This is a genomic window from Sphingobacterium sp. BIGb0165 (assembly GCF_024810095.1).
Lineage (GTDB): Bacteria > Bacteroidota > Bacteroidia > Sphingobacteriales > Sphingobacteriaceae > Sphingobacterium > Sphingobacterium detergens.
The window spans coordinates 1-13,371 of record NZ_JANUEB010000006.1 but is presented as its reverse complement, the minus strand read 5'-3'; the positions used below and the strand labels follow the sequence as shown (position 1 = coordinate 13,371).

The following is a 13,371-nucleotide window of genomic DNA, read 5'->3' as shown; positions in this document are numbered from 1 at the left end:
TGTTTAATGGTCTTATTACTTATTCATTTTAGTAGTTATTCTCAAAAACTGGCCTTACCAGCATCTCTTCCTGTGGAGGAGATCCGGATTTCCCCATTGGATGCATTTAGTGGAACGGCTTCTGATCTGCTGACAGATGTAGTATATATAGAACTCGACAAGCCGAAAAAGGGGTGGGTAGAGAATTTTAACCGATGTTATATCATTGGTGATCAATTATTCCTTAAAGATGACCAATTAGAAGGAAGTATCTGGACCTACAATTTAGATGGTAAGTTCCAATCTAAATTTGAAATCGATAACGAAAAAATCCGTTCGAATACTTTAATCAATAATTTGGACAACGCCTACTTTTATTTGTCCGATATTGACAAATTGGGAGAAGGCAAGCAGGAAGCAGACGGGATAAAATATTCATTGAAAGGCGAATTTATAGAACAGATACCCGTAAGAAATCAGCTTATTGACCAGAAACTATGCTATGTTGATGGGATGGTTAAAATTGGGACTACTGAATACTGGTATTCTAATCCATACAGAGCACTAACGCGAGGTGATCGCACTATTCTCCACCGTAGAGACCACAAAGGAAATATATCATCAGTATTGAAACTTGATGAAAATAACTACAGCAAAGACGGACTGTTTTCCACAATTCAATTTTTTACAACCTTTGCAGACAGGGGATCTTATTTACATTACTCAAATCCTTTGACCTATGAAGTGATTGAAATTTCAGAAAAAGGACTGGAAAAAAAATACCAGTTTATTCTCCCTTTGAAAAATACCGGTTCTCTGGATCTATATAAAGATAAGCTGTTCACGTCAGACAGGAGCATGTTTTACAAAAGATTTCCTGATGTGGTAATGGCCATTAGCAATGTAATAAGATATGGAGATTATCTGATCTTTAGTTTTGTCAGAGGGCTTTCGGGCCAATATGCATATAATCTGCAGACCGGAGATTTAATTAATCTCGGTAGTGTCATACCTGATGAGAGCAATGCGTTTATGCCGCTTTTTTCATCAACGAACGGTTCCATTTTTTCAGATGGAACATATTTGTATAGTATTGTACTGAGTAGGGATATTAACCGCTGTATAGAAGATTTCTATCAGCACAAAGAACTTCCTGAAAGAATAAAAAGGATGGCAAATTCCAAAAATCCCATTCTCGTAAAGTTTAAGCTTAAATAAAAATGTTTTTAAGGCTATTTTTTTTGTTAGCCATTAGCGTGGTAATGATGTATGCCGGGTATGCACAGACCAAGGTATCGGGTGTCCTTATCGATTCCTCGCGTAATTCTGTACTAATTTCCGCTACCGTTGCTGTTTATCCTGAGAACTCGGAAACTGTTGAAAAAGTAACTCTGACTGATCGGTACGGTAGATTTGAGATTAGTGAACTTCCCTCGGATATCAACTGGAAAGTAGTGTTCACATTTCAAGGATTTGAGAAGAAAGAGATTAACGTCCGATTGAAACCGAAAGAAACCAAGCGCATTGGCAATATCAATATGTTTAAAAAAAATGTGATGCTTGAAACAGTAGATATCAAGGCGCCGGTTACGATGAATGGAGATACCATAGAATTCAACGCAGATGCATTCCGTTTAGATTCAACCGCAGTTATTGGTGATCTCCTTTATAAATTACCCGGCATAACAGTTTGGGGAGATGGGAAGATAACTTATAAAGGTAAAGTGGTCCCCAGAGTAATTGTAAACGGGAAAGAGTTTTTTGGCAGTGATAAAGATATTGCCCTTCAGAACATTTCTAAAAATGCTGTCGAAAAACTTCAGATCTATGACACGAGGGATGCTAGTGCAATATTAAACAATCCAAATGATCAAAATTTTGAGATGAATATTGTGTTAAAGGAAGGCATGGAGAAAATGATCTTTGGAGCGATATCCCTAGGATTTGGAACATCCGACCATCACGATAGCAACGCCAATTTGAATTATGCCACCCGCAGGCTGCAAAGCACGGTCGCCTTTTCCCGTAATAATACCAACAAAACCCTAAATAGCATTGAGCAGCTTTTGCGAAGCACAGTGTATAAAAATATCAGCATCATGAGCAACTTTGAGCCTGATATGAACAAATATGGGCAAAGCTCCCAGAGTGTTCTAGGAGGCAGAGCCCAGTATGATTTCGCAAAAGATAATGACAGACGAAAAAAGAGCTTGCTGAAGGCCGATTATCTTGTGGACTGGAACAGGGAAATTTCTACCGATACCTCAAGGACACAATTGACCTCCAGTGAAAAGGATCTTACCAATGAAAGAGCTTTTAAAGCTTCAACAGAAGCAAAAAAAGTAGTGCAATATGGTATGGCTGATTATCAATATAACAATGAGATCGAACAGCGAAAAATTTCGATCAATACTAGATTAAATTTGAAAAACCTGAGGGAAAATAATAATTCATCAGTTTTCAATACTTTCAATTATCCCAGTAATAATGGCACTCAGGCTAGTTCCTCCCAGCATACATCAGATGGAACCGAAGGACAGATGCTCGTTGATGTCAACCTATCTTCTAAAGACATATCATCGACGATGTATCAAGAAAACATGAAAGCTAATTTTTTTGATGGTTTGTCCTACTTTTTGAAGTGGACCCCTGAATGGTCAGCCCAGTCTACGGATAAGCATGTCCATAGTGAATACAGAAGTTTCGTCGATCCGTCCTCAGATAAAACAGATAATAGAAATTATCAAAATACAATTGACAGAAATGCAAATAGGCTCCTCTTTGGTGTTCAATGGCAAAGATGGAAATGGAGCAATAATTTTCAAAACGAAGTAATCAAAACGAATCAGCATACTTTTGATCTGGTAGACAACAAGCAATCGGTAAATCCATTTCTGACATATGGGTCTGATTTTAAGAAGCGCACGATTGAATCATCACTTAATTATCAGCTAGATCTTGTTAGAAAGATTCTCATGGGTCGTGAAGAAACGTATTTGACATTAGGGAGCGAATTGGGAGGAAGGATATTTAACCTAACCAATAGCTCAACACTGGGGGACATGATGGTCTCCAGAAGATTTCGGACATTGCTGCCAAAGTTAGCGTTGGACTATAGTTTTAATAAATTAAGTAAATATCGATTTAACATTGGGACAGCATATTTATATGATGAAAACTACCCAGACTTAGATCAACTGGTCCGGATTTATGACGACTTAAACCCTTCTTTCCGTTATTTTGGAAATAAAAACTTAAAGAAGGAGAAGGTCAATAAAATAGCTGTGAATATCTCTTATAAAGAGTGGATGTCAAACGGCTATGATATAAATTTCAGTTCATCATACAATATTGTAAAAAGCGGCATCATTGATAGCATTATCTACGATGAGCAACAGAAGATCTACACTGTGAATACACCTATGACTGGCTATCTCTTTAAAAATACGCTTAGTTTAAACAAGTCCTATTCGTTAAAAGGAGGCAGATCCTTGTCATATAATACCAACATAGATTTTAATTGGAATAAGAGTTACCAATATTTAGGAGACGAACTACTCAATTTTTACTCCAATAGCCAAACCTATGATGTTAAGATATTCTATGCATATAACAATAGATATTCTGTTGGGGTGCTGGGAAATTATAATCTTTTTCGGAGGAATGTCCCTACAAATAATACTATTAATTATAGTAGCAAAGATCTTTCCGTCGGAGTTGGAGCTTCATATTTTATTACAAAAAAACTGGTTTTTCGTTCAAACCTGTCTTCAAGGCATATCAGCTTTACTGCATATAATAAGAGCTTGGTCCTCATAAATTCTTCCGCAAGCTACCGGTTGGGTAAAGGAAATTCCTTTGAGGTGAAAATTGCTGGATATGATCTACTGAATCAAAATAATGGTATATATATAAATAGTTCACCAACAGAATTGACCTATGGACAGCGCAACAACCTAAACCGATATTTTCTGCTGTCATTAACTTACTTTCCAAGGAAGTTTGGTCTATAGTTTGAGATAAAGTTTTTCCAACTATCTCAAATTTCTTATAGTGCAGCTATCAACAATATTTGACATGACCACTAAATAGATCAATGGGTAACGTAAATTGGAAAAATCCCTGGCGGCTGTTGGAAAATTGGAAACTCACAAGTCTTATGCAGCGCTATTGAAAGATGAGGAAGGGATCTTCTTATGTAATTTACGAGCAAAGCAATATTTAACAATAAACCCGTCAGATTCGACGGGTTTATTGTTGAGTATCTATTTCAAGGAAGTAAATCGCTGCTATCAGTTCTATTTTAAATTTGGCTTGAATTGATAATTTATTGAAATTAGACAAACAATAATCCTCATTTTTGATAGCTAAATTGACGATGATCATTATGCGAGAAATGCAGTTTAAATTATTTTTTACTCACCGGGTAGCGGATATTTTTAATGACAATATCGATATTCATATAATACTGAGTAATGACGACGTATATGTTGCTACTTTGTTTACGTTAAAAAACATTGACATGTTGATGCGACGTGATGAGGCTTCCTATTTCTGGGCTTCCGATATGATTATCGTGCCGGATTTATCTCATTCGACTATCCGTAAAGCTATTCAAGACGCATTGGATGACGGGTATTTTGAAAATGCCTGCTCAAAAATAGGCACAGTTAAAACAGTGTTTGATTATGAAGAATGGCAATCCTATTCCAACGTTGATAAAACTTATATATAACTGAATGATTTTAAAGAAAGACATAATCATAGCACTCAGCAAAAAGTTGTCCCTGCCTTATACAGGGACAGAGCAGGATTGGGATATCGAAATGGCAGACTCCTCGCGGATAAATGAATTTATTGATTTGTATCACGAATATGATTTAGCATTTGAGGAAAGGATGACATTAATGTCTCTGATTGTTGCATCCTATGATGATTATCTAAATGAGTATGACGTATCTGTAGATTATAGATGGGATAGAATTAGAGCGATGTTATCGAAGGATAAAAGATATTTTGTCGAACTGATAGATTATTGGTCATTGGATAATGAACACGATGAAGATCACATTTTTAAAATAACACCTCTTATGAGAACTGTCTAATCAATATGGATGGCAATAAATTAAATGAAGAGTTTGGAGACTTATTCGCTTACAATCTAAGTGTGAATTTTCAAAACAAAGTCACGGAAATATATTACGGTGAGTATATAACAGAAAACGCGCCTCCGATTAAGAAAATGATTTTTGAAAATGTTGTCTGGCAGGAGTTTTCGGAGTTTGATTTTGTCAATATCTTTAATGTAATAGAAGTCGAAAATAGCTTTGAAGTATTTTTCAATAGCCATTTGCGCTATTTTAATCGCATGAAAAATTATATTGCTGAGGATAAAATGAATGCAATGAAAATGCCAGATTTGTTCTATTACACTTTTCGTCAAACGAGTGGTTTCAACTGCTTCATAATTACCAAGACAGCATTGAGAATAGAATTTCTATAATGCTATTATCCTAGCATATTGGAGAATAAAATTCTTGTTATCCTCAATATCTAAATTCTTGAATATAATACCAATTGCATTGGTTTTTTCTATTTCTAAACCCTTCGAATTCGACGGGTTTAAAATTGGGGGCAGTACAGGGAAATACATTCATTCCTCATCTGAACGTTGGGCATCGGATATGAGCGGCGTGCTCAGCGCTCCCTTTTGAAATGCGTAGGTCTAAAAGCGGTTTTTAATTGTTTTCTGGAAATATATTATGCTAAAAAAATCATTAAAAATTTTCTATTTTCGCATTTGGAATTAATCCGAAATCTAAGTTAAATTATACCCCTGAACATATAAATTTATGAGACTAGCATTTCTCGCTTTAGCCTTGCTATTAAGTGGACAATTGTCGTATGGACAACAAGATTATTTTACTATTGAAGGAAAGCTGACCAAGAAAACCGACTATAAATATATTTATCTCAACTATGAAAGTACGGAAGGTTTTAAACAAGATTCATCACTTATCAAAAATGGAGTCTTCTATTTTAAAGGCGTTCCCGTGTATGGAACACATGCCTATATTCAGCTAAAACATACAGGTGCAGCGAACCCAGATGATGGAAATCAGTTCGACTTTTCAATTGAGCCAGCCAATATTAAAATTCATGTGGATGGAAATTTTAATGAGTCCCGTATTGATGGATCGCAGATCAATAACGATTTCCGAGAACTTAAACAGGTATTAAAACCAGCAGAGCTAGCACGATCAAAATGGTACGAGCGATATGATCAATTCAAAATGACAGCGAATCCAGATAGTAACGAATTGAATAAATTTAGCATTGAATATCAAAAAATCCAACAGGACGAAAGAGATTTGGGAATTGACTATATAAGCAAACATCCCAGAAGTTTCGCCAGTTTAATGGCATTAGAATATTTTCTCCGTCGATTCACATTAAGACAAATAGAAGATTTATGGGGCAGTCTGGATGAGGCTCTCCGACAAACGCCTTTAGGTAAAAAGTTTCGCACGCAGGTCGATCGTATGAACGCGGTTCAAATTGGAAAAATAGCACCTGATTTTAGTGCTAGGGATACATCCGGAAATTTGGTATCTCTGAGCAGTTTAAAAGGAAAATATCTGCTGTTGGACTTTTGGGCAAGCTGGTGCGGACCCTGTAGAGAGGAAAATCCTTATGTGGTAAAAGCCTATCAAAAATTCAAAGCTAAAAATTTTGAAATTTTAGGGGTTTCTTTGGATGATGAAACTACAAAAGAAAAATGGCTTAAAGCCATTAAAGAAGATCAATTGACGTGGTTACAGGTTGCCGATCTTAAAGGCTGGCAAAGTGAGGTAGCTGAATTATATCATGTGAGAGGAATTCCCCAAAATTTTCTTTTGGATCCTAATGGTGTGATTATAGCCACTAATCTTAGGGAAGAGGAGCTTTTAAAAGCATTGGAAGATATTTTAGGAAAATAACTGAGTAAGTTAAAAATATTCCTTTAGAAATATTTAGCAGGCAAATAAAAGTGAAGCATTTTTATAACTGGAAAAAATATGATAAAGTATCAAAAAAAACAACGAGTACCATTTTTTAATGCTTTGGCCTATGTTAGTATAAGTACTTGATCAACTTTGTTCTGACGAGGTATCAAACGTGTTCTAACCTAGAAAAAAAATAAATGATTTCTTTTAAATAAAAGCTAATGTATTTTAAATTAAAATTATCAAGTGATCCCAAAATTATCGGTGTGCGGAACGGGATCTATCAAGTTGAATTGATGGAAAAGGTTTTTACAAAGGAATACTTAAAGAAACTGGATTCTTATTTCCATACGGGAAGTTCTTGGACGTTGAAAGACGCATTACCCGATTTCTCTGTTTATTTTCAATTTAAAAAGTTGAAACTGACAAAAGAAACGAATTTCATGAGCTTCTGCCCTCACTTTAATAACTGCCTTTTTCTAATTGACGATAGATCGCTTAAGTTATTGGAATCATTTAATATTCAATCACATCAACTTTATCCAAGTATTATCTCTGACCCTATTAATTCAGAGGAAATTCATTCGTATAAGATGTTCTTTGCCTTAATGCAAGATTATGATATCGTTGACTTTAGTAAATCGGTCTTTTATACGGGAGGATATGGAAATGTGGCTCTCACTGACCATCAATTTTCGAATGGGGAGGAAATGAGAAATTTCAGGCCTTTTCCTCAAATAAAAGTATTAGCGCTGAATAATGAATTTGATTCAAAACTGGACCTTTTCTATTCTCGCATAGGTGGAATTTTCATTTCTGCGAAATTGAGATCTGCCCTTGAAGAAAATGGCATTACAGGTCTTGAATTTGATAATTCCGTTGAGGTTATATTTTGATAGACCAAATATATTTCTTTTTTAGGTAGCTTAACTGTTGAGGATTATCGCTTGGAGAGCTTATATTGTAAATAACTAGATTTTGACAAAAATGAATTGTGGTAAATTGTATTTTAATCTTGAAAGGAAAGCAAGTCCTTACGAAGAGGAGTTACCGCCCAATGAAGTTTGGGGGATAATCCAAATATGCTATGAATTTGATAATACAGTCGAATATATTCTTGATTGGCAGTGGGATATTATTGAAGTTAGAGACTGGTTTGACGAGGCAAGCGATAGATTAGCAGTGAAAAAATTGGACGTCTTAAATGATGAAAATCAATCCATTGCTGAATTGCGAGCTCTCGGTTATGAGCGGTCATTCTTCTTCAGCGAAGATGAAATGTTTTTGTACCATGCCAATTTGGAGGAATGTTTTTCGGACTTTAAATTTCATTTGAGAGGAACGCCTACACCTACATATTATATTGGGTTGAATAATGAACAAGGTGAAATTTCATATTATTCTGCTGAACAAAAGATCTATAAACGATACTGTTTTAACATGGATGAGTTTCTGAAGAGTACAGCAGACACTTTATTGAACTTTCGCTAGATCTTAATTTCATTATCTTTCACCTCGTCATTCTATTTTTGAAAATATGGGCCCTGACATCATTTTTATCTTTATTTTATTGTACATGCTGGCAATCTATAGCGTTTTTTTACGAAAGAAAATGGTTCGGGTCGCAGTTGATGAATATATAGATTTTGATTTGGAGCAGCATAAATTCGAGCTAATATCCTACGAAGTGCTACCATCATGGTCTATTGGTAATTTTGCGAAACAGCATCAATCTATTTTTGGATATATGTTTGCCATTACTAAGCCTCATTATCCTCTTCATACCTATTTAAACCTCAAAGTAAAGAACAAATTTAATGAAATCCGAATCATTACAGCTAAGGTCTCCTATGGTCTTTTTGATGGAATAAATGACATCCAATATGAACCCTCCTTATCATGATGCATTCCAATTTATTCTAGCAGCTTCTCCGAAAAGCGATGGACTTACTTACAACCCCACCGTTGGTCAATGAACTGAAAACCCAGTTTAATTTAAAACTGGCATCTGATTGGGTTAGTGGGCGACCGGCCAATTTTCATTGTTTTACACATGAGTGCTTCATGTTGAAATATTCATGATAACCGACTTTTCGGTATCTCGCCACTACCGCTTACATACACCTTATTTTCCTCAAATAGCGGTACCAGCCCGCCTAATTTTGCTATACACTTTAAATCAAAGAAATATGGCAAATCAGATTTTAATTAAAAACACGATGCAAGAGATGAGGGAACTCTCCTCAGATGAAATTGCAGGACTACAAGGAACCACTCCAATCTATTCAGGCGTAAAGCTACTGGGCTATTACAAACAAGGAGATACACAAGCACCGATCGTATATTATTACGCTGCTACCGAACCCGGAGGCGATGATGGAGGAAGCGTTATTGCTGTTGGAGGTATCAAGCTTGTTCATCATTTTACCGATGGAGTCGATGTTTTATATTTCGGAGCTCATTGCGATGGCCTGACCAATGACTTAGATGCATTTTATTTCTCAAGCGTCTATGCCGGAAAATATAAAAAAGAAGTCATACTCAGCCGTGATACATTGATCCAGGCGGCAGGACCGCGAGCTACAATGGGCGGATCTTCACTTAGAGCGATCAACGGAGCCAAACTGATCGTTGATGGTGACATTCAGATCAACACCACCAATGTGAAGCGATTGCATGTTACAGATCTTGAGATCGAACTTCGGAATAATTTTGGGAGCAATACAACAGCGCACAACTGTCGTACCCTTTTCTATTCCTCAGGTACAAAGACAGATCGATATATCTATTACCGCAATATTATTTGCCGGGCAATAGTTCCTGAGGAGAATGGTAAATACCGAGCAAAAGGACTTCTTGAAGAGTCGGGAATGATGGGCGGTGAAATCAGCAATATTGTCACTTACAACATCCATGCAAGTATTACGACTGACCGGAATGTTGGCGGCAATCTGTCACTTTCCAAGGGCTTGCTTATCGCGGACTGCAAATTCTACAATGCTGCTTCCGGTGTGGTAAATAATACCTGGAATAGTTACATCCAGAATATCGAATTGATCAATACGCGGGAGCAAAGCGCAAATTTTGTTCAAAAAGAAGTGCCCACCATACCAGAGCCTTATGGAATGGATTGTGTTCTGAGTTCAGGGAGTTATACCACCTATAACAATATCCGGGCGATCAATCCTATTGAGCGATGTATCTATGTGCAGGCAAGTCATGTCTATGCCGAAAATCTTTATTCGGTCAATGGCGATGGATTTAAGTTTGTGGGCTATGACGAAAATAAGCTCGTTGAAAATATTAGGGTCAAAAATACCACTTGGGTCATCACCGATGAATATGAAGATCTACGAAAATTTATGTCGCATACACAGTTATATTACGTCAAAAACATTTGGATCGAAGACGTCAAGATCATCAATCAGTCATCCACTTCGAAAGCCTTGCTAAAGGAATTTGGCAGTATCCGTGGGTATGCGGAGAATGTGTATATCAAAAACGTACAGCATATCGGGACACCTATGGCCGTTGGCTTTATGCGAATGGCATTGCCAGACGAGCCTGTCGCCGGATCTTGGGAAGTCTATAAAAATATCAATATTGAAAACTGTAGCTTTTCTGTATATAGAAATAAGGTTAATGGAACGATCCTACGTACAGGAGACGAAACAGGGGAAGTAAAGAATAGTTGGACGGGCTATACAAAGGCAGATTACATCGCCAACGGAGTCAATATCATCAACTGTAGTGTAGAGAATAGCCAGCGAAAGGATAAATCACCTTATTACTACCGAGGGATCAAAAATTTCCATGCGGCAGGTAATACGGCTACCTCAGTGCTTGAGCATGCCTCGGGTTTTATCGATCCAGCTTTAGCAGCAGAGCTCAATAAACTGTCCCAATCTGTTTCTATTCAGGATACTTTCCGAACAGATGATATCGGACTTGCACTTAATGCTGCTGACGGATTTAGATTCAAGGATCAGTCAACGATAACATTTAATGAAAACAAGACGAATGCGCAATTGGTTGTCACTAATCACAAAGACGGATTGGTCTCCCTCTGTTCCCTTAAATCTTGGTCACCGAGTAAAACAGTAAACTCGGTACTCAATATCGGTACTCACAATGCAATTGTGACTTCAAAATCTGCCTATGGCCAATATATTGGCGAGATTAAATCAGGAGTTTTGGCAAATAGGCTAGGGGATATTACACCGACAGGATTTATCGCTTTCAATCCACAATCCAAAGAGCTTTCCATTAATTCCTTTGACGCAGACCGGATTATGGATGTAGAAGTTTTATTGACCGCCGATCAGAGTCCTTCGAAGGTGATCCCTTCCTTGACAATGTCTGCTATGATCAATGCGTCGGGAACGACTTCAGCTGCAACAGCGCTTTGGGGTGTCAGTAGCTATGTAGATCTGATGGGGGCGAAGAAGATCCTTTACAATGGCCGATTTGGTAATCAGGGCAGTAGGATTGCATTTTATAGCAATAATGGTGCAGCTGCCTTTCTATCAGCTTATCCGCAGACGGATATGGTTATCACCAATCAAGAAATAACTGTTCCCGATGGAGCTTTATATGCTCGGTTTAGTTGTTATGATCCACAATCGAATAATTTTTATCTGATCTTGAAAGATGAAAATGGGGATATTATTCGGTAGAGAGAATGTGATTTAAAGTTATAAACATCACAGTCCCATCAGATTTAGGAGAGTTTCTAATGTGCTCCTATTGATCTTAAAAATAAAAAGAGTTCAGCTATCTTGTTATAGCTGAACTCTTTTTAACCCTACTTCGAATCCCCAGGTTTGTGCTTGTGCGGTTTCAGATCCGGATGTTTGGGTTTAGTGTCGGGTGTTACCCGTTGTCTTCTATCGGGAGTGCCATCTTGTTTCTTAGGCTTTGGTCCCGGTTTGATTGCTTTAATTGTTTCCATCTTAAAATATTTTTATCTAAAATACAATTAGATGAGGTATGCCATTTATTGTATCCCGTAACCTGTAAATTATAATCAATGATATCTTGGGTAGTGTCATTTTTGGATGAATTTAAGTTACCGTTATAGGCAACGTAAAGCACAATGTCTTGCACTATCAGTTTCATAACAGGAAATTTGGGACGTGGGACATAAATTAATATTGACTTTAAATATTCCAAGGGAATTACAAGGTAACGAAAACAAATTAATAGAGTATCTTGAAAATAGAGAAGAGTATATCGCAAAAAAGCTTAATTGTTTCGGCGCATCCTTTAAAGATGTTATTATACAATCAAATGATCGTTGTTGCGTTATATACAATTTGATTCATACAGAAGATTGGTAATTAAAATTAGATGTAGGATTTAGAGGTTTTTTGAGGCTATAAGACATTAATCCGCCAAAGAGGTGCAAAGGTAAAAAAAAGTATATTTTATAAAAAAAATAACTGGCTAAAAATGATAGTTTTTTTTTAAGATAGTACAATTGTAAGATAATTTTCTTAGTGAATTGATAAAGTTATCCACATTCATATGTGTCATGTTATTAGGTAGTTACTATTCGTTTCTGACAGCATACGCATCCTATGACAAACTTTTGCCCAAAATGTTTAAAAGTCAAACTACCGCTTCGCAAGAAAATCATTGATATTTGTTGTAGAAAGATAAAAGCCACACTGCGAATGTGGCTTAAAATCTTTGGGACAGGTCCAAGCCCGTCTTCATATTCGGTTTTTCAAATGTAAATATTAACGCTAACTCGTAATAATTTATCTGAAAAAATGACAATTGGTTTGGCTCCCGTAATTTAATGAGTTTAGTGACCTCTTAACTCATATTGTTCTAAAATGATTCGTAAGAATATAACGGATCTTTCAAAACGAGGTTTTGGAGGAAATGGGAGGAGTCTGCATGCCTCAATTGCAGCAAGTTTGATGGTGGATGTGATAAAAAAGGAGGATGTAATGAAATTGTCATGTAGACAGCTAGATTTTGCACAGGAGAATCCGAAAGGGATGGCGCAGATGTTAAAACAGAACAACTTTATTAAAGGTGGTTTTAATAAGGTGACACAAGAAGTGTGTTATTCGCTTGCAAAGGGAATCGTTGATTATAATGATGCAAAGGTACTTCTTGAAATCAGGTTGCGAGAGTCGTTTAAAGATAATAAAACGAATCGTAAGAGGAGAGAATTGTGCCAGGTTGTATTGTATAATTTTTATACGTTTCTAATGCAAGAAGGGCTCTCTATTGTCCTCAACTACTCTGAGATTAATTTAAGATTGAAGGACGGACATATGATTGGTGGTCATAGTTGCTGTGTATATCGGTTATTCCGGGCCAAGCCTATCGCTTGAATATGGGCCACCCGTATCGGTGATTACGGGCCAACAATTATAAGATTATTTTTTCA

12 protein-coding genes are annotated in these 13,371 nt (G+C 36.6%); 11 read left to right on the top strand and 1 reads right to left on the bottom strand.

Annotation, left to right across the window (positions count from 1 at the left end):
* The first annotated feature begins 6 nt into the window (after positions 1 to 6).
* From M2408_RS14550 to M2408_RS14505, 10 genes are all read left to right on the top strand, one after another.
* Complete coding sequence (locus tag M2408_RS14550; protein ID WP_259183013.1) at positions 7 to 1,197, top strand: hypothetical protein; 1,191 nt, start codon at positions 7 to 9, stop codon at positions 1,195 to 1,197.
* Between the two features lie 2 nt (positions 1,198 to 1,199).
* Positions 1,200 to 3,992, top strand: coding sequence for a carboxypeptidase regulatory-like domain-containing protein (locus tag M2408_RS14545; RefSeq protein ID WP_259183011.1), 2,793 nt, complete (start codon positions 1,200 to 1,202; stop codon positions 3,990 to 3,992).
* A 383-nt stretch (positions 3,993 to 4,375) separates the two neighbouring features.
* The gene (locus tag M2408_RS14540) at positions 4,376 to 4,714 is read left to right on the top strand and encodes a hypothetical protein (protein ID WP_259183009.1); all 339 of its coding nucleotides are present in this window, start codon (positions 4,376 to 4,378) and stop codon (positions 4,712 to 4,714) included.
* Positions 4,715 to 4,718: 4 nt separating this feature from the next.
* Complete coding sequence (locus M2408_RS14535; RefSeq protein ID WP_259183006.1) at positions 4,719 to 5,084, top strand: hypothetical protein; 366 nt, start codon at positions 4,719 to 4,721, stop codon at positions 5,082 to 5,084.
* 5 nt (positions 5,085 to 5,089) lie between these two features.
* On the top strand, positions 5,090 to 5,482 hold the full coding sequence (locus M2408_RS14530) for a hypothetical protein (protein ID WP_259183004.1): 393 nt from the start codon (positions 5,090 to 5,092) through the stop codon (positions 5,480 to 5,482).
* Positions 5,483 to 5,831: 349 nt separating this feature from the next.
* On the top strand, positions 5,832 to 6,959 hold the full coding sequence (locus M2408_RS14525) for a TlpA disulfide reductase family protein (protein ID WP_259183001.1): 1,128 nt from the start codon (positions 5,832 to 5,834) through the stop codon (positions 6,957 to 6,959).
* Between the two features lie 227 nt (positions 6,960 to 7,186).
* Positions 7,187 to 7,861: a hypothetical protein gene (locus M2408_RS14520; RefSeq protein WP_259183000.1), complete on the top strand. Its 675-nt coding sequence runs from the start codon at positions 7,187 to 7,189 to the stop codon at positions 7,859 to 7,861.
* Positions 7,862 to 7,952: 91 nt separating this feature from the next.
* Positions 7,953 to 8,456, top strand: a complete 504-nt coding sequence (locus M2408_RS14515) for a hypothetical protein (RefSeq protein ID WP_259182999.1) — start codon at positions 7,953 to 7,955, stop codon at positions 8,454 to 8,456.
* Between the two features lie 121 nt (positions 8,457 to 8,577).
* The gene (locus tag M2408_RS14510; RefSeq protein ID WP_259182997.1) at positions 8,578 to 8,868 is read left to right on the top strand and encodes a hypothetical protein; all 291 of its coding nucleotides are present in this window, start codon (positions 8,578 to 8,580) and stop codon (positions 8,866 to 8,868) included.
* A 286-nt stretch (positions 8,869 to 9,154) separates the two neighbouring features.
* Positions 9,155 to 11,641 carry a hypothetical protein gene (locus M2408_RS14505; RefSeq protein ID WP_259182995.1) on the top strand — a complete coding sequence of 829 codons (2,487 nt, stop codon included), beginning with the start codon at positions 9,155 to 9,157 and terminating at the stop codon, positions 11,639 to 11,641.
* A gap of 128 nt (positions 11,642 to 11,769) precedes the next feature.
* Here M2408_RS14505 and M2408_RS14500 read toward each other — a convergent pair whose 3' ends face one another.
* On the bottom strand, positions 11,770 to 11,916 hold the full coding sequence (locus M2408_RS14500) for a hypothetical protein (protein ID WP_182983844.1): 147 nt from the start codon (positions 11,914 to 11,916) through the stop codon (positions 11,770 to 11,772).
* Between the two features lie 889 nt (positions 11,917 to 12,805).
* On the opposite strand from M2408_RS14500, the gene M2408_RS14495 reads away from it, so the two are divergent.
* Positions 12,806 to 13,315: a hypothetical protein gene (locus M2408_RS14495; protein WP_259182991.1), complete on the top strand. Its 510-nt coding sequence runs from the start codon at positions 12,806 to 12,808 to the stop codon at positions 13,313 to 13,315.
* Positions 13,316 to 13,371: the final 56 nt, after the last annotated feature.